This is a genomic window from Telluria sp. LT2P80 (assembly GCF_059685955.1).
Window position 1 is genome coordinate 205,956 of sequence record NZ_JCASIO010000008.1, and the last position, 20,357, is coordinate 226,312.

Below are 20,357 nucleotides of genomic sequence, written 5' to 3' on the forward strand. Positions count from 1 at the left end.
TGCGTAGCGTTACATGCGCAGCGCGCCCCAGCCAACGGCGACCCAGTCCGCGGTGGCCAGCGTCGGTCGGCGCCTGAACACATCGTAGCCGGCGCGCTCGATCCGGTCGAGGATGCGCAGGCCGCCCTGGACGATCATGCGCAGCTCCCAGCCGATGCGGCCCGGCAGCCGCCTGGCCAGCGGCGCGCCCGACAGCATCAACGCGCGGGCGCGCTCGACCTCGAAGCGCATCAGGGCCTGGAACGGTGCATCGACGACGCCTGACTTCAGCGCCGTTTCGCTGACTTTGAAGCGCGCCAGGTCTTCCAGCGGCAGGTAGATCCGGCCCTTGGTCAGATCGATTGCGACGTCCTGGATGAAGTTAATCAGTTGCAGCGCGCTGCAGACGGCATCCGAGTCGCGCAGGTTGACCGCGTCGTCGGCCTCGTACAGGGCCAGCATCAGGCGCCCGACCGGGTTGGCCGAGCGGCGGCAATAGTCGAGCAGGCTCGCGTATTCCTGGTAGCGCGGCGTCACGACATCCTGCCGGAACGCCGACAGCAGGTCGCGCATCGGCCCGACCGACAGCCGGTACTGCGCCACGACATGCGCCAGCCGGGCGAACATCGACTCATCGGGAACGCTGCCAGCCTCGATGCGGTCCAACTGCTGGTCGTAGGCTTGCAGCGCCGCCAGCCGTTCGCCGGGTGTGGCGTCGCCTTCGTCGGCCAGATCGTCGGCGCTGCGCGCAAAGGCGTAGATTGCCTCGACCGCCGGCACCAGGCGGCGCGGCAGCAGGATCGACGCAACAGGAAAGTTCTCGTAGTGATTGACGGCCATGTTTAGAGGGAAGACGCTAAAGTCGTCACATTGTCTATTTGCATGATTATAATTGCTGAATTACAAACTGGCGCCAACGCAGTACTCCACGCGCCGCCAGCTTCGGCTTGAGACGCCGCATGCCCAGTCAAAGGATCACCACCGTGTTTGTCCGATTTTCTTCCCCCATCCTGCGGGCAGCCGTGCTCGCCTTCTGCGCCGCCGGCGCCCTGGCCGCGTGCTCGAAGCCGGCGCCACCGCTTGAGGATATCCGTCCGGTGCGGGTGATCCAGCTGGTGGCAGATGCGGGCGCCGAGCGGTCGCAGTTTGCAGGCGACGTGCGGCCGCGCTACGAGTCGCAACTGGGCTTCCGGGTGGGCGGCAAGATCATCGAACGCAAGGTGGACGTGGGCGCGACCGTCAAGCGCGGCACGGTGCTGATGCGGCTCGACCCGCAAGACATCCGGCTGGCCGAAACCCAGGCCCGCGCCACGCTGCGCGCCGCCGACACCGAGCGCGAACTGGCCGCTGCCGATTACCAGCGTCACGTCAATCTGCGCTCCCAGAATTTCGTCAGCCAGGCCGTGCTCGACGCCAAGCAAAGCGCGCTCAAGGCGGCCCAGGCCAACGTCGATGCAGCGCGCGCCGGCTTGCGCGGCCAGTCGAACCAGGCCGATTACACGACCCTGGTTGCCGACGTCGATGGCGTCGTCACGGCCATCGATGCCGAAGTGGGGCAGGTCGTCCAGGCCGGCACGCCGGTGGTGCGCGTGGCCCGCACCACGGAGAAGGAAGTCGTCATCGGCATCCCCGAAAACAAGGTGGACGGATTGCGCCAGTCGGCCGACGTGGTCGTACGCCTGTGGGCCGATGCAGAGCAGACCATCCCGGGCAAGATCCGCGAAATCGCGCCAATGGCCGACGCCGCAACCCGCACCTACACTGTGAAGGTCGCGCTGCCCGCCCGCGCCGATGCGCGCCTGGGGATGAGCGCGACGGTGGAGCTGGCCACGGGCGCGGCAACCAGCGGCGGCCTGCGCGTACCGTTGAGCGCGCTGGTCAACAACAAGGGCGCGAGCAGCGTCTGGGTCGTCGACAACGGCGCCGTCAGGCTCGTGCCGGTGCAGGTGGCCGGCCAGGTCGAGAACGACGTGCTGGTATCGGGCGCCGTGCGCGCCGGCCAGAACGTGGTCACGGCCGGCGTGAACCTGCTCAAGCCGGGCCAGAAGGTGCGCATCCTCACCGCCGATGTCGCGCGCCGGGCGGACGCCGAAGCGGCCATGACGGCCAACGGCGGGGCCGCACGATGAAAGGCTTCAACCTGTCGCGCTGGGCGCTGGAACACATCCCGCTCACGCGCTTCCTGATCGCCGCCTGCCTGCTGTTCGGTATCCTGAGCTACTTCGAACTGGGCCAGGACGAAGACCCGCCATTCACGTTCCGCGCGATGGTCGTGCGCGCCGTGTGGCCGGGTGCAACGGCGCTGCAGATGGCCGAGCAGGTCACCGATCCGCTCGAGCGCAAGCTGCAGGAGACGCCGTACGTCAAGAGCATCCGCAGTTTTTCCAAGCCGGGCGAAACCACGATCCTGATCGAGCTGCGTGAATCGACGCCGCCCAAGGAAACGACGGCCGCGTGGTACCAGGTGCGCAAGAAAATCGGCGACATCACCGCCACGCTGCCGCAGGGCGTGATCGGCCCATTCTTCAACGACGAATTCGGCGACACCTACGGGTCGATCTTCGCATTGTCGGGCGATGGTTTCACCTATGGCGAAATGCGCGACTACGCCGACTTCGTGCGCCAGCAACTGCTGCGCGTGCCGCTGGTGGCCAAGGTCGAGCAGTTCGGCGTGCAGAACGAAAAAGTGTATATCGAGTTCTCCAGCAAGAAATTCGCCCAGCTGGGCGTGCCGTTCGAGCAGATCGTGAACCAGATCGCCACGCAGAATGCGGTCGAGGCCAGCGGCGTGCTGGTCACGCCCACGGACAATCTGTCGGTTCGGGTAACGGGCGCGCTCGGCACGCTTGACCAGATCGAAGCGCTGCAACTGCGCGCTGGCGGCACCACGTTCCGCCTCGGCGACTTCGCCACCGTCAAGCGCGGCTACCAGGATCCGCCGGCCGACAAGATGCGCTTTAACGGCAAGGAAGTGATCGGCCTGGGCGTGTCGATGGAAAAGGGCGGCAATATCATCACGATGGGCAAGGGGCTGGCCGAGACAGTGGCCCGCATCCGTGCGCAGCTGCCGGTCGGGATCGAGCTCGAACGGGTGGCCGACCAGCCGCAGGCCGTCAAGGAATCGGTCGGCGAATTCGTCAAGGTGCTGATCGAGGCGGTCGTCATCGTGCTGGTCGTGTCGTTCCTGGCGCTCGGTCTGCACAGCAAGCCCAGATGGCGTATCGATGTCTATCCGGGCCTGGTGGTGGCGCTGTCGATCCCGCTCGTGCTGGCGATCACGTTCCTGGCCATGCGCATGCTCGACATCTCGCTGCACAAGATTTCGCTCGGCGCGCTGATCATCGCGCTGGGCCTGCTGGTGGACGACGCCATCATTGCCGTCGAAATGATGGTGCGCAAAATGGAAGAGGGCATGTCGCGCTTCGAGGCCGCCACCTTCGCCTACACATCGACGGCCATGCCGATGTTGACCGGGACGCTGATCACGGCGGCGGGCTTCCTCCCGATCGGCCTGGCCGAATCGGCCGCCGGCGAGTACACGTTCACGATGTTCTCGGTCAATGGACTGGCGCTGCTGATCTCGTGGGTGGTGGCGGTGATGTTCACGCCCTATATCGGCTTCATGCTGCTGAAGGTCAAGCCGCACGCCCATGGCGACAGTGGCCACGAAGTCTTCGATTCCCCGGCCTACCGGCGCTTCCGGCGCATCGTGACCTGGTGCGTCGAGTGGCGCAAGACCACCATCGCGCTGACGCTTGCCGTGTTCGCGCTGGGTATCTTCGGCTTCACGTTCATCGAGAAGCAGTTCTTCCCGGATTCGAGCCGGCCCGAGCTGATGGTCGAACTCTGGTCGCCCGAGGGCACGAGCTTTGCCGCCAACGAGGCGACCGTCAAGCGCTTCGAGGCGTTTCTGGCGCAGCAGCAGGGCGTGCGCAGCGTGACGAGCTATGTCGGCACCGGCAGCCCGCGTTTCTATCTGCCGCTGGACCAGATTTTCCCGCAGTCGAACGTCTCGCAGGTGGTCGTGCTGCCGGTCGATACCAAGGCGCGCGACGCGCTGCGCCTGAAGATCGTCGACATCTTCAGGCACGATTTCCCCGAAGTGCGCGGGCGCGTCAGGCTGCTGGCCAACGGCCCGCCGGTGCCGTACCCGGTGCAGTTCCAGGTGCTGGGGCCGGACATCGGCGTCGTGCGCGGAATCGCCGACCAGGTCAGGGCGACGCTGCTGGCCAATCCGAACACGCTGGGCGTGAACGATAACTGGAACGAATCGATCAAGGTGCTGCGCCTCGACCTGGACCAGGACAAGCTGCGCGCGCTGGGCGTGACGTCGCAGGCCGTGCGGCGCGCGGTCAACACGACGCTCACCGGCACGACGGTCGGCCAGTTCCGCGAATCAAATCGCCTGATCGACATGGTCGTGCGCCAACCACTGGAAGAGCGCTCGACCATCACGCGGCTGTCGGAAACGCTGGTGCCGACCACCGGCGGGCAGGCCGTGACGATCGGCCAGGTGGCGAGCGTGCGCTTCGTCTGGGAGCCGGGCGTCGTCTGGCGTGAAGGCCGCGAGTGGGCCATCATGGTCCAGGCTGACGTGGTCGACGGTATCCAGGGGCCGACCGTGACCGCGCAAGTCGACAAGCAGTTGCGCGCGCTGCGTGCCAGGCTGCCGGCCGGCTACGCCCTGACAATCGAAGGGGCCGCCGCCGACAGCTCGGAAGCCGAGGCATCCATCGCAGCCAATGTGCCGCTGGTGCTGTTCATCGTGTTTGCGCTGCTGATGCTGCAGCTGCACAGCTTCTCGCGCTCGCTGCTGGTGTTTTTGACCGGCCCGCTGGGCGTGGCGGGCGCCGCGATGGCGCTGCTGATCCTCGACCGGCCTTTTGGCTTTGTCGCGAATCTGGGCGTGATCGCGCTGTTCGGCATGATCATCCGTAACTCGGTGATCCTGGTCGACCAGATCGAGCAGGACATTGCCACCGGCAGCCATCCGTGGGATGCGATCATCGAAGCGGCCGTGCGCCGCTGCCGGCCGATCCTGCTGACGGCCGCCGCGGCGGCGCTGGCGATGATCCCGTTGTCGCGCTCGACGTTCTGGGGGCCGATGGCGGTGGCCATCATGGGCGGCCTGATGGTGGCCACGGCATTGACGCTGTTATTCCTGCCGGCCTTGTACGCGGCGTGGTTCCGCGTCAAAAAGCCGGCAGGGGCAGGCATCGAATGAAAGCACGTACCCCCGCACTGGAAAAAATGATGCCCAATAGTGTCAGAAATTCCAGTAAAATAATCGATTGAAGTTGTAGCCCCTAAACAATGGAGTGCAGGGCGGCCGGGTTCTACTGTCGGGCGCCCTTTGTTTTTGAGGCGATATTGCAATCCTGAGCGAGGATGGCGAAATTGGTAGACGCACCAGGTTTAGGTCCTGACGCCAGCAATGGTGTGGGGGTTCGAGTCCCCCTCCTCGCACCACGAATAATTATTTTTTTGGACGATTTTTACAATGGCAACTGCAGTCGAAACCCTGGGTAAACTCGAACGTCGCTTGACGATCTCTTTTCCGGTCGCTGACGTCCGCACTGAAGTCGAGAAGCGCCTGAAACAGCAGGCCAAGACCGCCAAGGCGCCTGGCTTCCGTCCGGGCAAAGTGCCGCTCAAGATGGTCGCTGCCCAGTACGGCTACCAGATCGAATCGGACGTGCTCAACGACAAAGTTGGCCGCGCATTCAACGAAGCCGCTGTCGCCAACGAACTGCGCGTTGCCGGTTTCCCGAAAATCGAGCCAAAAGACGATGCCCCTGAAGGCGTCCTCGAATTCAACGCGACTTTCGAAGTCTACCCTGAAGTCGTCATTGGCGACCTGGCAGCCGTTGAAGTCGAAACCGTCGTGACCGAAGTGTCCGACACCGAAATCGACAAGACCATCGACATCCTGCGCAAGCAGCGTGTGCACTACCACACCAAGGGCGAAGAAGGCGAACACGGCACCGGCGGCGAGCCAGTCGCAGCCGAGGGTGACCGCGTCACCGTCGACTTCGTCGGCACGCTGGACGGCGTCGAATTCGACGGCGGCAAGGCTGAAGACTACGCGTTCGTACTGGGCGAAGGCCGCATGCTGCCTGAGTTCGAAGCCGCAACGATCGGCCTGAAAGTCGGCGAAGCCAAGACCTTCCCACTGGCGTTCCCAGAGGACTACCATGGCAAGGACGTCGCCGGCAAGACCGCCGAGTTCACCATCACGCTCAAAGCACTCGAGTGGGCGCACATGCCTGCCGTCGATACCGAATTCGCCCAGTCGCTGGGAATCGAAGACGGCTCGATCGAGAAAATGCGCGAAGACATCAAGGTGAACCTGGAGCGCGAAGTGCGCGCCCGCGTCAAGGCCCGCAACAAGGAAGCCGTGATGGACGCACTGGTCAAGGCCACCGAACTGGACGTGCCGACCGTGATGGTCGAGCAGGATTCGGAGCGTCTGGCCGAAATGACACGCCAGGACATGGCACAGCGCGGCATGGACGTGGCCAAGCTGCCATTCCCGTCCGAGATGTTCAAGGACAAGGCCGAGCGCCGCGTGCGTCTGGGTCTGATCCTGTCGCAACTGGTTGCTGACAACGATCTGCAAGCCACGCAAGATCAGGTGAAAGCCCAGATCGAAGATTTCTCGCAGAGCTACGAAGACCCGAAAGAAGTCCTGAAGTACTACTTCAGCGACCGTCGTCGCCTCGGTGAAGTCGAAGCCCTTGTATTGGAAGAAAACGTCGTCAACTACGTACTTGGCAAGGCCAAGGTCTCGAACAAGACCGTTGCTTTCGATGAACTGATGGGCAGCGTCCCACAGGCTTAAGAAAAGCAGGCCGGCCCCTCGAGGCCGGCTTTTTTCAATGGCCCATTTGACCAACCCCTAACAAGGAACGAGACAGGTATGATGCACAATCCAGCACTGGATACACAGGCACTCGGCTTGGTGCCGATGGTCGTCGAGCAAAGTGGTCGTGGCGAACGCGCCTACGACATTTACTCGCGCCTCTTGAAAGAACGCGTGATTTTCCTGGTTGGTCCGGTCAACGACCAGATGGCCAACCTGATCGTCGCCCAGATGCTGTTCCTGGAAAGCGAAAATCCTGACAAGGATATCTCGCTCTACATCAACTCGCCGGGTGGCTCGGTCTCGGCCGGCCTCGCGATCCTCGACACGATGAACTTCATCAAGCCCGACGTCTCGACGCTGTGCACGGGTCTGGCGGCCTCGATGGGCGCCTTCCTGCTGGCAGCCGGCGCCAAGGGCAAGCGTTTCTCGCTGCCGAACTCGCGCGTCATGATTCACCAGCCATCGGGCGGTTCACAGGGCATGGCCTCGGATATCGAAATCCAGGCCAAGGAAATCCTGTACCTGCGCGAGCGTCTGGCCCGCATCATGTCCGATAACACCGGCCAGAGCATCGAGCAGATCCACCGTGACACCGACCGTGACCGCTTCATGTCGGCCGAAGAGTCGGTGGAGTATGGGCTGATCGACAAGGTCCTCACGCACCGCGGTTAAGAAATTGCCCGAGCATCCAGCGCGATGTTGGAAAAAAACGCCCGGACGCGAACACGTTCGGGCGTTTGTTTTTTATTTCGGGTAGCATGTTCGCATGCGCACCAGTTGCGCCCTTGGATTCGCCCTTGTTGCGTTTCCGGTTAAGCGTTATATTCATAGCAATTCAATAGAGTCCTGCCCCCATGTCAGAGAAAAAATCCTCCAGCGGCGAAAAACTGTTGTACTGCTCGTTCTGTGGAAAGAGCCAGCACGAAGTCAAAAAGCTGATCGCAGGACCGTCCGTGTTCATCTGCGATGAATGCATCGACTTGTGCAACGACATCATCCGCGATGAAACCTCGAACGTCGAAACGGTCACGGGCGCCAAGTCCGACCTGCCGACGCCCCTTGAAATCACCGAACTGCTCGACCAGTATGTGATCGGTCAACAAACGGCCAAGCGCATCCTGTCGGTGGCGGTGTACAACCACTACAAGCGCCTCAAGCACCTGGGCAAGAAAGACGAAGTCGAACTGGCCAAGAGTAACATCCTGCTGGTCGGTCCTACCGGCTCCGGCAAGACGCTGCTGGCGCAGACGCTCGCACGCATGCTGAACGTACCGTTCGTGATTGCCGATGCGACGACGCTGACCGAAGCCGGCTATGTCGGTGAAGACGTCGAGAACATCATCCAGAAGCTGCTGCAAAGCTGCAACTACGAAGTGGAAAAGGCCCAGCGCGGCATCGTCTACATCGACGAGATCGACAAGATCTCGCGCAAGTCCGACAACCCGTCGATCACCCGTGACGTGTCAGGCGAGGGCGTGCAGCAGGCATTGCTCAAGCTGATCGAAGGCACGATGGCATCGGTGCCGCCACAGGGCGGACGCAAGCACCCGAACCAGGACTTCGTCCAGATCGACACGACCAACATCATGTTCATCTGCGGCGGCGCGTTCGACGGCCTGGCCAAGGTGATCCAGAACCGCTCGGTCAAGAGCGGCATCGGCTTCGGCGCCACGGTCAAGAGTCTCGATTCCGGCTACAACGCCGAGATCCTGCTCGAAGCCGAACCTGAAGACCTGATCAAGTTCGGTCTGATCCCCGAGCTGGTCGGCCGTCTGCCGGTGGTGGCTGCCTTGTCCGAGCTGACCGAAGAAGCGCTGATCCAGATTCTGATCGAACCAAAGAATGCGCTGATCAAGCAATATTCGAAATTGCTGGAAATGGAAGGCGCCGAACTGGAGATTCGTCCGGCAGCGCTGCACGCGATTGCAAAGAAAGCACTGGCCCGTAAAACCGGCGCACGTGGCCTGCGTTCGATTCTCGAACATGCGCTTCTCGACGTCATGTATGAATTGCCAGGCCAGTCAAATGTCGTGAAAGTCGTGATCGATGAAAATACGATCACGAACGGCGCGAAACCTTTGCTGATTTACAGCGAAACGGCAAAAGCGTCGGGAGAAAACTGAAAAAAATCCGTCGGCAAGCGACAAATTGCTTGCCGCACGGATTCAACTCGGTACAATCAATCTCAATAAGAGAGCCCGGCTTCATTCGAAAAGCCACTCGCGGTACGCCGTGCGGTGGCTTTTTCATTTTCCGAGGGTTTTTTATTGGAACGGCTATATGCTCTGACAAGTAAGATTTCTTTTACTTACAGAATATATTTTTACCGGACGGTCTTGTGTTTTGGCTGTCCAGCGCCCAAGTTCAGAACACGCTTTTTATAAGGTATGCCATGACAACTTCGAAATTAACCGAGCAAACGACGCTGCCACTTCTGCCGTTGCGCGATGTGGTTGTGTTCCCGCATATGGTGATACCTCTGTTCGTTGGCCGCCCTAAATCGATCAAGGCTCTGGAAGCCGCGATGGAGCAGGGCAAAAGCATCATGCTGGCCGCCCAGAAGGCCGCCGCCAAGGACGAACCGTCCGCCGCAGACATCTACGAGATCGGCTGCGTCGCCAATATTCTGCAGATGCTGAAACTGCCCGACGGTACCGTCAAGGTGTTGGTCGAGGGTTCGCAGCGCGCCCGTATCGATACGATTAACGACGGCGCCACGCACTTCACCGCGCAACTGACGCCGGTCGAATCGGAAATCGGCGACGACTCCGAAGTCGAGGCCATGCGCCGCGCGATCGTCCAGCAGTTCGACCAGTACGTCAAACTCAACAAAAAGATTCCACCAGAAATCCTGGCCTCGCTCGCCGGCATCGATGACGCAGGCCGCCTGGCCGATACCGTCGCTGCACACCTGCCGCTCAAGCTTGAGCAGAAGCAGGTGATCCTGGAGATCTTCAACGTCGCCAAGCGCCTCGAGCATCTGCTCGGCCAGCTGGAAGGTGAGTTGGACATCCTGCAGGTCGAAAAGCGCATCCGTGGCCGCGTCAAGCGCCAGATGGAAAAGTCGCAGCGCGAGTACTACCTGAACGAGCAGGTCAAGGCGATTCAGAAAGAACTGGGCGAGGGCGAAGAGGGCGCCGACATCGAGGAACTCGAGAAGAAAGTCGTCGCCGCCAAGATGCCGAAAGAAGCCATGGAAAAAGCCCAGGCCGAAATTCGCAAGCTCAAGCTGATGTCGCCGATGTCGGCCGAAGCCACCGTCGTGCGCAACTACATCGACACCTTGGTGTCGCTGCCATGGCGCAAGAAGTCGAAGGTCGCGATCGATCTGGCCAGTGCCGAAGCCGTGCTTGAACAGGATCACTACGGCCTGGACAAGATCAAGGAACGCATCCTGGAATACCTCGCAGTGCAACAGCGCGTCGACAAGCTGAAAGCGCCGATCCTGTGCTTCGTCGGTCCTCCGGGCGTCGGCAAGACGTCGCTTGGCCAGTCCATCGCCCGCGCGACGAACCGCAAGTTCGTGCGCATGGCCCTGGGTGGCGTGCGTGACGAAGCCGAGATCCGTGGCCACCGCCGCACGTACATCGGTTCGATGCCGGGCAAGGTGCTGCAATCGCTGGCGAAAGTCGGCGTGCGCAACCCGCTGTTCCTGCTCGACGAGATCGACAAGATGGGCGCCGATTTCCGTGGCGATCCGTCGTCGGCCCTGCTCGAGGTGCTGGACCCGGAACAGAATCACACGTTCTCGGACCATTACCTGGAAGTGGACTTCGATCTGTCGGACGTGATGTTCGTGGCGACGTCGAACTCGTACAATATTCCGCCGGCGCTGCTGGACCGCATGGAAGTCATTCGCCTGTCGGGTTACACCGAAGACGAAAAGACCAGCATCGCGCTGCGCTACCTGTTGCCAAAGCAGTTGAAGAACAACGGCTTGAAGGAAGAGGAAATCAAGGTCGAAGAGACCGCGATCCGCGACATCATCCGTTACTACACCCGCGAAGCCGGCGTGCGTTCGCTCGAGCGCGAGGTGTCGAAGATCTGCCGCAAGGTCGTCAAGATGCTGCTGCTCAAAAAACCGGGCACGGGCGCCGACAAGCGCGTTATCGTCAACGGCAAGAACCTGGACAAGTTCCTGGGCGTGCGCCGCTATGACTTTGGCGTTGCCGAGAAAGATAATCAGGTCGGCCAGGTGGTTGGTCTGGCGTGGACCGAAGTCGGTGGCGATCTGCTGACGATCGAAGCTGTCAACGTGCCGGGCAAGGGCGCCATCATCCGCACCGGTACGCTGGGCGACGTGATGAAGGAATCGATCGAAGCTGCCCGCACGGTGGTGCGCAGCCGCGCCGCACGCCTCGGTATCAAGAACGAGGCGTTCGAGAAGGCCGACATCCACATCCACGTGCCGGAAGGCGCGACGCCGAAGGATGGTCCGTCGGCTGGTATTGGCATGACGACGGCGCTGGTCTCGGCCTTCACGGGCATCCCGGTGCGCGCCGATGTGGCAATGACGGGCGAGATCACGCTGCGCGGTGAAGTCCTGCCGATCGGTGGCCTGAAAGAGAAACTGCTGGCGGCGCATCGCGGTGGCATCAAGACGGTGTTGATTCCCGAGCAAAACGTGAAGGACCTGGCCGAGATTCCGGACAACGTCAAGAACAAGCTCGAGATCGTACCGGTGCGCTGGATCGAGAAAGTGCTGGAGATCGCACTGGAGCGCCAGCCACAGCCGTTGGTGGACGATCCTGCGGTGGCCGTCGCGCCAGCGCCGGTGGAAGCCAAGCCGGAAGTAGTCAAGCACTAAGACAGTACCGGGCTGCTGGTCAGCTCCCTGAAACAGGCGCCCATGTGGCGCCTGTTTTTTTTGGGCTCAGTCAGCGTTATCTGTTGATGACACTGATAGCGATACTAAGCAATTGTTCTGGCAAAAAAATCCGCGCACCATCCAGCGCCCAGCGCCAGCCAAGATAATTGGGTAGATAGCGCGACGCCACGCCCCGAAAGCCCTGTAGCCACGTCTTGAAGCGCTGGTGGTAGGCGTTCACGTTCTGCACATGGATGGCAAGGTTGCCTGGCCGCCTCACACGCACCCCGGCGCGCACATTGATCGTCTCGTGCGCGATCCTGTGCTTGCGTGCAAAGGCGCGGTAAGCGGGATGGCCATCACTGACCAGCAAGGCCTGCCTGTCGAGCCTGGGCAGCAAGTCACGGTCGAGTTGCGCAGCCGTGAGCGCGCCGCGGCCGGTCACGGCATCAATGGTGCGCCCCTCGCGGTCGCGCGCAACCAGGATGCAGTCCAGTTCACCGGAAATGCCCCGTTTGGCAGCGTGGCCGCCGCGACGACGCGCTGGCCGATCAAGCGTGCGCGAACCTTTCTGTGACTCGAGCAGAAATGTTTCGTCAGCTTCGACGATGCCATTAAGGGCTACGGGCCGGTCGAGCTTGACCCAGTGCAGGAAGCGGTGGCGCCAGCGAAAGGCGGTATTGCGGTGTACGCCGACCCGGTCTGCGGCCTTGCGTACGGGCAGTGAATCGAGCAGCACTTGCGAATACGCGAGCCATTTACCCTTTAGCCTCAGCCGCGCCAATGGCGTACCGGTCAGGTCGTTAAAGGTGCGGCCGCAGGCGCAGCAGCGGTAGCGCTGCAAGTCGTTGGCGAAACCGTGCCGATAGCAGCGCTCGTTGCCGCATCTGGGGCAGCAGCGGCCTGGCGCTCTGACCTCACTGATGAGCGCGACCACTTGATCGAGTCCGGCTGCAGGATGCAGGGCATCGAGCACTTGCCGGCGCTGCGGCTGATTCAGTAAAGGCAGTTTTGCGAACCAACCCTTGAATCGTGGCGCTTTCATGATCGACTCCTGACACTGGGGACAGGGTTGGACCATTGGAGTGCTCGTCAGTTCAAAGCTGGTCTCTATTTAACGTTGACTGCGCCCCTTTTTTTGCGTCGTCGTATTGGCGCGCCATATGCCACAGATGAACCTGCGTTGAACCGGGCTCGCTTGACAGCGCCATGTTGCCCTTGTTTAATACGGCCTGCACTTTTGCAGCAGCGGCGCGTGTGCGTCACGAACGGGAAACGAGGGAACGAGTGAACAAGACAGAACTGATCGAAGAAATCGCGAAGTCCGCGGACATTACCAAGGCATCGGCAGCGCGTGCCCTCGACGCCGTGATCGACGCCGTGACCGAGACCCTGAAAAAGAACGACAGCGTCACGCTGGTCGGCTTTGGCACCTTCACGGTCGGCGAGCGCGCTGCACGCACGGGCCGCGATCCGCGCACCAAGGAGCCCATCAAAATCAAGGCTGCACGCGTCCCGAAATTTAAGGCTGGTAAAGCGCTGAAAGATGCTGTAAACTAATGCCTTCTTCGCGGTGACAAGCGAAGAAAAGCAGCAGGGGTTGTTGTGTAGTCCCTGATGTTCGTTGGTGTGTTTTTTGCTGGAGCGGTAGTTCAGTTGGTTAGAATACCGGCCTGTCACGCCGGGGGTCGCGGGTTCGAGTCCCGTCCGCTCCGCCACAAAAAACGCACAGACAGTATGTCTGGAGCGGTAGTTCAGTTGGTTAGAATACCGGCCTGTCACGCCGGGGGTCGCGGGTTCGAGTCCCGTCCGCTCCGCCAGAATATAGTAGCAAGAATGCTCCCCCTGCGGGGAGCATGGCTTGGACGAGAAGGGATTTCCCTGTAGGGAAATCAGCGGCCTGCAGCATGTAGGCGAGTCCCGTCCGCTCCGCCAGAATTCGAGTAGTATGGAGTGCCCTTCAGGGTAGCTCCGCCAGAAGAGGCGAACGCGAGTTCGCCTTTTTTTTTAACTTGTGCTGTTATTGCATTCTCAACCTTGAATGGCTGACCATGTTTGAATTTATTCGGAACAACAAGCGTTGGATGTACGGGATCCTGCTTCTTTTGATCGTCCCATCGTTCGTGTTTGTCGGGATGGAGAGTTACCAGAGTAACGATGCCGGGACCCACGTCGCCACCGTTGGCGGCGAAAAGATCTCGCGCCAGGAATGGGAAGATGCGCAGCGTCGTCAGATTGACCAGGCACGCCAGATGATGGGCGCCCAGTTCGACCAGAAGATGTTCGAGACCGCCGAAGCCAAGAAAACGATCCTCAATAATCTGGTCGGCGAACGCGCCATCAGTACCGAGATCGCCCGCTCGCACATGAACGTCAGCGATGCAACGCTGCAGAAGACCATCATGGAGATCCAGCAGTTCCGCCAGCCGGACGGTGGCTTCGACATGGAAGGCTACAAGGCCGCCCTGGCAGCGCAAGGCATGACGCCGGCGATGTTCGACCAGCGCCTGCGCCGTGACCTCACCGTGCAGCAGCTGACCGGTTCGATCCAGGCCACCGCATTTGCACCGCGCAGCGTCGCAACGCGCCTGTCGAACATCAACGATCAGGAACGTGAAGTGCAGGAGATCGTGTTCCCGATTGCGACCTATCTGCCGCAGGTGAAAGTTTCCGATGCGATGGTCAAGGCGTACTACGACAAGAACGCAACGCTGTTCCAGATTCCTGAGCAGGTCAAGGCCGAGTACGTCGTCTTCAACGCCGCTACCGTCGAAAACCAGGTGCAGGTGTCGGATGCCGAAATCAGCGACTTCTACAACAAGAACCTCAAGAACTACACGACGCCCGAGCAGCGCAGCGCCAGCCACATCCTGATCACGGTGGCCAAGGACGCCAAGCCAGCCGATCAGGCTGCAGCGAAGACGAAAGCGGAAGCCGTGCTGGCGCAAGTGCGCGCAGCGCCGGCCAATTTTGCCGCCATTGCCAAGGCCAACTCGCAGGATCCGGGCTCGGCGCAGGCTGGCGGCGATCTGGGCGTGGTTGAAAAGGGCCTGTTCGTCAAGTCGGTTGAAGATTCGATCTACGCGTTGAAAGAGGGCGAGACGAGTGGCCTGGTGCAGTCGGAATTCGGCTGGCACATCATCAAGCTCAATTCGATCAAGCCGGCGACGCAAAAGTCGCTGGACACGGCGCGTGAGCAGATTGCAGGCGACCTCAAGAAGCAGAAGATGGCTGCCAAGTACACCGAACTGGCTGGCGTCTTTACCGAGACCGCGTATGACCAGTCGGATAGCCTGAAGCCGGTGGCAGACAAGCTCAAGCTGCAGATCCAGACCGTCGACAACCTGACCCGTACGCCGAATCCGGCGCTGGGCGATGCACCGTTCAACAACGCCAAGTTCCTGACGGCGCTGTTCGGCAACGACGCATTGAAGAACAAGCGCAATACCGAAGCAGTGGAAGTCGCGCCAAGCGTGCTGGTGGCAGGCCGCGTCGTTGAACTGCGTCCGGCGGCCAAGCGTCCGCTGTCCGAGGTCGAGGCGCAGATTCGTCAGCGCGTGACGATCGAGGAAGCAGTGCGCCTGGCACGCCAGGCAGGCGAAGCCAAGCTGACGGCAGCCAAGGCGGCAGGCGACGCAACCGGTTTCGGCGCACCAGTGGTCGTCTCGCGGACCAAGCAGCCGACGATCAACCAGCCCGGTGCGATTGCCGTGCTCAAGGCTGACGCCACCAAGCTGCCGGCGTATGTCGGTGTCGATGTGCCGGGCCAGGGTTACGCCGTCTATCGCATCAACAAGGTCTCGCAGCCCGCGCAGCTCGACGCGGCGCGCCGCAAGCAGGAAGCGGACCAGATCGGCAACATGATGGGCCAGCAGCAGATGGTCGATTACGTCGAAGCGCTGAAGGTCAAGGCCAAGGCCAAGGTAACGGCCACGCCGTCGCAGCTGGGCACGAATACCGACGCGCAGTAAGTCGTCGCCTGTTCGGTCCTCACTGAAAAAGCCCGGTTGCGCAAGCAGCCGGGCTTTTTTGCGATGTGGTTAACCGACCCGGCGGATGGCATCTGGAACACTGGACGGATCAGCGACTCTCCATCATGAAGGGACTTCCAATGACCACTGCCACCACGAGCCGTCAGCGCGCTCAGGATCTCGTCGCGCGCATGACGGAGGACGAAAAATTCGCCTGGCTGTCCGGCCCGATGGCCATTCCTCTGACGGACGAGCTCAAAGCGCAGGGCGCCATCGGTTCGGCTGCGTTCTACCCGGGCGTCCCACGGCTGGGCATCCCTGCCATGCAGCAGGCCGACGCCAGTCTCGGGATCAGCAATATCGGCGGCGTGCGCCCTGGTGACCATGCGACGGGATTGCCCAGCTCGCTGCTGCTGGGCGCCACCTTCAACCGCCAGCTCGCACACGACAGCGGCGCGCTGGTTGGACGCGAAGCGCGGGCCAAGGGCTTCAATGTGCAGCTTGCAGGTGGCGCGAACTTGATCCGCGAACCACGCGGTGGCCGCAATTTCGAATACATCAGCGAGGACCCGCTTCTCACCGGCGAGCTGGCCGGCCACTCGGTTGCCGGCATCCAGGCGCAGCGCATCGTCTCGACCGTCAAGCATTTCGTCGCCAATGGCCAGGAAACCGGGCGCGTGATGGTCAGCGCGAACCTGGCCGAAGCGGCGCTGCGCGAATCCGACCTGCTGGCGTTCCAGATCGCGATAGCGATCGGCAAGCCTGGCGCCGTCATGCCCGGCTATAACCTGGTCAATGGTCACTATGCGTCCGAGAACGCCTTCCTGCTGCAGCAGGTGCTCAAGGAGGAATGGGGTTACGCCGGCTGGGTCATGTCGGACTGGGGCGCCACGCATTCGACCGTCAAGGCGGCACTCGCAGGCCTCGACGTGCAATCGGGCGCCAATCTCGACGATGCGCATTACTTCGGCCAGGCCCTGCGCGATGCGGTGCGCGAGGGCCAGGTGCCGCAGTCGCGCATCGACGATATGGTCGCACGCATCCTCACAGGCCTGATCAGTGTCGGCGCGCTCGATCAAGCGTTGCTTGACGACCGCATGCAGCCGGTCGACTTCAGCCAGCACAAGCTGATCGCGCAGCGCCAGGCCGAAGAAGGCATCGTGCTGCTCACGAACCGGAATGCCACGCTGCCGCTGCCGCAGCGCCTGGCCCGGTTGCTGGTGGTCGGCGAGCATGCCGACCATGGCGTGCTGTGTGGCGGCGGTTCATCGGCCGTGACGCCCATCGGCAGCCTGCAGCTGCCCGGCACCAGCATCATGGGGATGGACGTGGCCAAGGTCGTCCAGCCGTCGTCGCTCGTCACCGCGATCGAAGAAGAAAGCGGGGCGCGCGACGTCGTGTTCGTCGACGGCACCGATCGGCAACAGGTGCTGGACGCCGCGCGCAACGCCGATGCGGTGATCGTGTTCGCGCAGGAGTGGCGCTCGGAAGGCCTCGACGCCGTGGGCCTCGCACTGCCCGACGACCAGGATGCGCTGATCGAGGCCATTGCCGGCGTCAACCCGGCGACGATCGTCGTCATCCAGTCGGGCGGCCCCGTCACGATGCCGTGGCGCGACCGCGTGGCCGCGATCCTGGCCGCCTGGTATCCGGGATCGGGCGGCGGGCCGGCGGTGGCGGGCGTGCTGTTCGGGCGCGTCAATCCATCGGGCCGCTTGCCTGTGACGTTCCCGGCCAGCGAGGCGCAGTTGCCGCGCCCCGAACAGATCGATCCGGAAACCACGACGTCCAACCCGGCCACGCCGCGCAAGGGCGGCATCATCCCGCTCGATTACGATCTTGAAGGGTCGGATGTCGGTTATCGGTGGTTCACGCGTGAAGGGCATCAGCCGCTGTTCCCGTTCGGGTTCGGCCTGTCGTACACGACGTTTGAACTGGCCGGTCTGCGCGTCAACGTTGACGGGCGGTATAGCGCGAGCGTTGAGGTGGCCAATACCGGCGCGCGTAGGGGAGCGGTCGTGGTGCAGATCTATATTGCCAAACCCGGCGCCGACGGCTTCGTCAAGCGCCTGGCAGGCTTCACCAAACCAACCCTGGCAGCCGGCGAACGCGCTACCGTCGAGATCGACCTCGAGCCGCGCATGCTTGCACGCTACCGGGTGGGCGGCGACACGCCGGGCTTCGTCATCGAGCCTGGCGTCTACCGTGTGTGGGCGGCGCAGCATGCGGGCGACGACACGCTCTGGCAGGATGTCGCGATCGACGAGCTGCGTCGGATCGCGCCGTAGCCTCAGGCTCGCGCGTCGTGCAGGCGGCGCGCCGCGTCCAGGAAATCGCTGGTGCCAATATCGGCCAGTTCCACCACCTGCGCCTGCGGATACTGCACGAAGTTGCGGTCGATCGAGCGCAGATAGGCCGGGTCATAGTGCTGCACCAGCAGCTCGTCGACCAGCGCCGGCAGCGCGCCGCCTTGCGCCATCGCCTGCCAGTCAGCGATCTTGGCGCGGCCATGCACCAGCGTCAGGTGCACCAGCTGATCGGCCAGCACCGACGGATCGGCGCAGAAGTGCTGGTAGTCTTCCATCAGCAGGCGCACGCGCGCGGCGCGCGCCAGTTGCAGGTCGATGCAGGGCGCGGCGCGCATGCGCACCATCACAGCATCCGGCACGCGCAGGTTGCCGACCTTCTTGCTCTCGGCTTCGACGAACACTGGGCGCGCCAGGTCGAAGCTGCGCAGCTTGGCCAGCACCAGCGTCTCGAACATCTTCTGGCTTGGCTGTGGTTCGTTCGGCAAGTGACCCAGCACCGAGCCGCGGTGCGCGGCCAGTTGCTCCAGGTCGAGTACCTGCGCGCCGATGCCGTCGAGCGTTTCGAGCAGGCGACTCTTGCCGCTGCCGGTAGGGCCGCAGACGACGCGGAAATCGACGGCAGGCGGCTCGGCCAGCGCCGCGCTGACCCAGGCCCGGTAATTCTTGTAGCCGCCCTCGAGCTGCGCCACGGGCCAGCCGATGCGCGCCATGATCAGTGCCATCGCGCCGCTGCGGTTACCGCCGCGCCAGCAGTACACCAGCGGACGCCAGTCGCGCGGCTTGTCGTGAAACAGCGTGTCGATGTGGTGCGCGATATTGCGCGCGATGATCGGCGCGCCGGCTTTCTTGGCGTCGAAAGCGCTGGTCTGCTTGTACAGCGTGCCGACCAGGATGCGTTCATCGTTGTTCAACACCGGGCAGTTGATCGCACCGGGGATATGGTCGAGTGCGAATTCGGCTTCGCTGCGCACGTCGATGATCGCGTCGAATTCACCGAGGCGCGGGAGCAGGGCGTCGAACCCTGCGACTTCCGGGTACTTCATGGTTGCTTCACCATTTTTTCAAACGTCGGCCAGATATTGTTCAGGATGATCGGATGTGCCTGCGCGGTCGGATGCAGGCGGTCTTGCTGGAACAGGGCAGGTTTGTCGGCCACGCCTTCAAGCATGAACGGCACCAGCGGCGATTTGGTCGACGTCGCCACGGTCTTGAACATGCCGAAGAAGCGCTCGGTGTAGGCGCGCCCGTAGTTGGGCGGCATGCGCATGCCCACCAGCAGCACGCGCGCTTTCTGCGCCTGCGCTGCGGCGATCATTGCGCGCAGGTTCGCTTCGGCCGACGGCACGGGCAAGCCGCGCAGCCCGTCGTTGGCGCCCAGTTCGATCACGACCAGGTCCGGCTTGTGCTGGCCCAGCAGGGCAGGCAGGCGCGCCTTGCCGCCACTGGTCGTCTCGCCGCTGATGCTGGCGTTGACGACCCTGGCGTCGATTTTTTCGCTCTTCATTTTTTGTTCGAGCAGCGCGACCCAGCCGGCGCCACGGGCGATGCCGTATTCGGCCGACAGGCTGTCGCCCACCACGAGTACGGTTTTTGGTGCAGAATAAGCGTTCGCCGTCGCCGCCAGGGATAGACTCAACCCCAGTGCAGCGCCGACAATTAATTTACCGAGAACTGCGTTCTTAAGAAAAGCAAGCATGCGTGATCATCCCGAGGCATTCAAAAATGACGTCACTGACGTCGATGTAATGACAGGCCGGCCGCCCGCGATCCAGGTCAGTGGCTTGTCGAAGAAGGTCGCTGACGCCAGCGGCGAGCTGACCATCCTGCAAGAGATTGATTTTACCGTGCAACCGGCAGAGACGCTCGCGCTCGTCGGCGCTTCCGGCTCCGGCAAGTCGACGCTGCTTGGCCTGCTGGCAGGCCTGGACACGCCATCGTCCGGCACCGTGCGCCTCGATGGCACCGATATCTTCGCGCTCGATGAAGACGGCCGCGCCGCGTTCCGCAAGGCCAAGCTGGGCTTCGTGTTCCAGTCGTTCCAGCTGCTCACGCACCTGAACGCGCTCGAGAACGTGATGCTGCCGCTCGAATTGCGGGGCGAATCCGGTGCGCGCGAGAAGGCGGCCGACATGCTGGGCCGGGTCGGCCTGGGCAGCCGCCTGAAGCACTATCCCAAGTTTTTGTCAGGCGGCGAGCAGCAGCGCGTTGCGCTGGCGCGCGCTTTCGTCACGCAGCCGCCGCTGCTGTTTGCCGACGAGCCCACTGGCAGCCTCGATGCCGCCACCGGCGAATCGATCATCGGACTGATGTTCGAACTCAATCGCGAACGCGGCTCGACGCTGGTGCTGGTCACGCACGATCCGGGCATGGCCGCGCGTTGCGGCCGGACGATCACGATCGCCGCGGGCCGCCTCGTCAAATAATTA

General features: G+C 62.4%; 14 protein-coding genes and 3 tRNA genes. 13 read left to right on the forward strand and 4 right to left on the reverse strand.

What is annotated here, in order from left to right; all coding sequences use genetic code 11:
• Window positions 1–9: 9 nt before the first annotated feature.
• Window positions 10–819: a squalene synthase HpnC gene (gene hpnC / locus AC56LW_RS19805; protein WP_499637005.1), complete on the reverse strand. Its 810-nt coding sequence runs from the start codon at window positions 817–819 to the stop codon at window positions 10–12.
• A 119-nt stretch (window positions 820–938) separates the two neighbouring features.
• Between hpnC and AC56LW_RS19810 the strand changes: the two genes are divergently transcribed.
• The 7 genes from AC56LW_RS19810 (at window position 939) to lon (ending at window position 11,651) form a co-directional block, all read left to right on the forward strand.
• The gene (locus AC56LW_RS19810) at window positions 939–2,108 is read left to right on the forward strand and encodes an efflux RND transporter periplasmic adaptor subunit (RefSeq protein WP_499637007.1); all 1,170 of its coding nucleotides are present in this window, start codon (window positions 939–941) and stop codon (window positions 2,106–2,108) included.
• Entirely contained in the window at window positions 2,105–5,203 is a 3,099-nt protein-coding gene (locus AC56LW_RS19815) for an efflux RND transporter permease subunit (RefSeq protein WP_499637009.1), read from the forward strand. Before AC56LW_RS19810 ends, AC56LW_RS19815 begins: the two co-directional genes overlap by 4 nt.
• A gap of 158 nt (window positions 5,204–5,361) precedes the next feature.
• Window positions 5,362–5,448, forward strand: a tRNA-Leu gene (locus AC56LW_RS19820).
• Window positions 5,449–5,479: 31 nt separating this feature from the next.
• The gene (tig, locus tag AC56LW_RS19825) at window positions 5,480–6,820 is read left to right on the forward strand and encodes a trigger factor (protein WP_499502146.1); all 1,341 of its coding nucleotides are present in this window, start codon (window positions 5,480–5,482) and stop codon (window positions 6,818–6,820) included.
• A gap of 78 nt (window positions 6,821–6,898) precedes the next feature.
• Window positions 6,899–7,516: an ATP-dependent Clp endopeptidase proteolytic subunit ClpP gene (gene clpP, locus AC56LW_RS19830; protein ID WP_307732379.1), complete on the forward strand. Its 618-nt coding sequence runs from the start codon at window positions 6,899–6,901 to the stop codon at window positions 7,514–7,516.
• A 182-nt stretch (window positions 7,517–7,698) separates the two neighbouring features.
• A complete protein-coding gene (gene clpX, locus AC56LW_RS19835; RefSeq protein WP_183552143.1) occupies window positions 7,699–8,967 on the forward strand; it encodes an ATP-dependent Clp protease ATP-binding subunit ClpX in 1,269 nt (422 codons plus the stop codon).
• A gap of 269 nt (window positions 8,968–9,236) precedes the next feature.
• Window positions 9,237–11,651: an endopeptidase La gene (gene lon / locus AC56LW_RS19840; protein ID WP_499637011.1), complete on the forward strand. Its 2,415-nt coding sequence runs from the start codon at window positions 9,237–9,239 to the stop codon at window positions 11,649–11,651.
• Between the two features lie 76 nt (window positions 11,652–11,727).
• Here lon and AC56LW_RS19845 read toward each other — a convergent pair whose 3' ends face one another.
• Window positions 11,728–12,696, reverse strand: a complete 969-nt coding sequence (locus AC56LW_RS19845) for an IS1595 family transposase (protein WP_499637013.1) — start codon at window positions 12,694–12,696, stop codon at window positions 11,728–11,730.
• A 242-nt stretch (window positions 12,697–12,938) separates the two neighbouring features.
• Here AC56LW_RS19845 and AC56LW_RS19850 point away from each other — a divergent pair, with 242 nt between their 5' ends.
• From AC56LW_RS19850 to AC56LW_RS19870, 5 genes are all read left to right on the forward strand, one after another.
• Window positions 12,939–13,211 (forward strand): HU family DNA-binding protein, encoded by a 273-nt coding sequence (locus AC56LW_RS19850; protein ID WP_332532657.1) that lies wholly within the window; start codon window positions 12,939–12,941, stop codon window positions 13,209–13,211.
• Between the two features lie 81 nt (window positions 13,212–13,292).
• Window positions 13,293–13,369, forward strand: a tRNA-Asp gene (locus AC56LW_RS19855).
• 25 nt (window positions 13,370–13,394) lie between these two features.
• Window positions 13,395–13,471: transfer RNA gene (locus tag AC56LW_RS19860), tRNA-Asp, on the forward strand.
• A gap of 231 nt (window positions 13,472–13,702) precedes the next feature.
• On the forward strand, window positions 13,703–15,622 hold the full coding sequence (locus AC56LW_RS19865) for a SurA N-terminal domain-containing protein (RefSeq protein ID WP_499637015.1): 1,920 nt from the start codon (window positions 13,703–13,705) through the stop codon (window positions 15,620–15,622).
• Window positions 15,623–15,762: 140 nt separating this feature from the next.
• Window positions 15,763–17,910 (forward strand): beta-glucosidase, encoded by a 2,148-nt coding sequence (locus AC56LW_RS19870; RefSeq protein ID WP_499637017.1) that lies wholly within the window; start codon window positions 15,763–15,765, stop codon window positions 17,908–17,910.
• 2 nt (window positions 17,911–17,912) lie between these two features.
• Here AC56LW_RS19870 and mnmH read toward each other — a convergent pair whose 3' ends face one another.
• Window positions 17,913–18,974, reverse strand: coding sequence for a tRNA 2-selenouridine(34) synthase MnmH (mnmH, locus tag AC56LW_RS19875; protein ID WP_499637019.1), 1,062 nt, complete (start codon window positions 18,972–18,974; stop codon window positions 17,913–17,915).
• Entirely contained in the window at window positions 18,971–19,627 is a 657-nt protein-coding gene (locus tag AC56LW_RS19880; RefSeq protein WP_332532653.1) for an arylesterase, read from the reverse strand. The genes mnmH and AC56LW_RS19880 overlap by 4 nt, the downstream gene beginning before the upstream one ends.
• Before the next feature lie 49 nt (window positions 19,628–19,676).
• Here AC56LW_RS19880 and AC56LW_RS19885 point away from each other — a divergent pair, with 49 nt between their 5' ends.
• Window positions 19,677–20,354, forward strand: coding sequence for an ABC transporter ATP-binding protein (locus AC56LW_RS19885; protein ID WP_332532754.1), 678 nt, complete (start codon window positions 19,677–19,679; stop codon window positions 20,352–20,354).
• Window positions 20,355–20,357: the final 3 nt, after the last annotated feature.

Excerpts from the sequence above, each read along its gene's own strand:
- AC56LW_RS19865 (WP_499637015.1), top strand. The coding sequence starts at position 13,703 with ATGTTTGAATTTATTCGGAACAACAAGCGTTGGATGTACGGGATCCTG.
- AC56LW_RS19870 (WP_499637017.1), top strand. The coding sequence starts at position 15,763 with ATGACCACTGCCACCACGAGCCGTCAGCGCGCTCAGGATCTCGTCGCG.
- lon (WP_499637011.1), top strand. The coding sequence starts at position 9,237 with ATGACAACTTCGAAATTAACCGAGCAAACGACGCTGCCACTTCTGCCG.
- AC56LW_RS19810 (WP_499637007.1), top strand. The coding sequence starts at position 939 with ATGCCCAGTCAAAGGATCACCACCGTGTTTGTCCGATTTTCTTCCCCC.
- AC56LW_RS19845 (WP_499637013.1), bottom strand. The coding sequence starts at position 12,696 with ATGAAAGCGCCACGATTCAAGGGTTGGTTCGCAAAACTGCCTTTACTG.
- tig (WP_499502146.1), top strand. The coding sequence starts at position 5,480 with ATGGCAACTGCAGTCGAAACCCTGGGTAAACTCGAACGTCGCTTGACG.
- mnmH (WP_499637019.1), bottom strand. The coding sequence starts at position 18,974 with ATGAAGTACCCGGAAGTCGCAGGGTTCGACGCCCTGCTCCCGCGCCTC.
- AC56LW_RS19880 (WP_332532653.1), bottom strand. The coding sequence starts at position 19,627 with ATGCTTGCTTTTCTTAAGAACGCAGTTCTCGGTAAATTAATTGTCGGC.
- AC56LW_RS19885 (WP_332532754.1), top strand. The coding sequence starts at position 19,677 with ATGACAGGCCGGCCGCCCGCGATCCAGGTCAGTGGCTTGTCGAAGAAG.
- clpX (WP_183552143.1), top strand. The coding sequence starts at position 7,699 with ATGTCAGAGAAAAAATCCTCCAGCGGCGAAAAACTGTTGTACTGCTCG.
- clpP (WP_307732379.1), top strand. The coding sequence starts at position 6,899 with ATGATGCACAATCCAGCACTGGATACACAGGCACTCGGCTTGGTGCCG.
- hpnC (WP_499637005.1), bottom strand. The coding sequence starts at position 819 with ATGGCCGTCAATCACTACGAGAACTTTCCTGTTGCGTCGATCCTGCTG.
- AC56LW_RS19815 (WP_499637009.1), top strand. The coding sequence starts at position 2,105 with ATGAAAGGCTTCAACCTGTCGCGCTGGGCGCTGGAACACATCCCGCTC.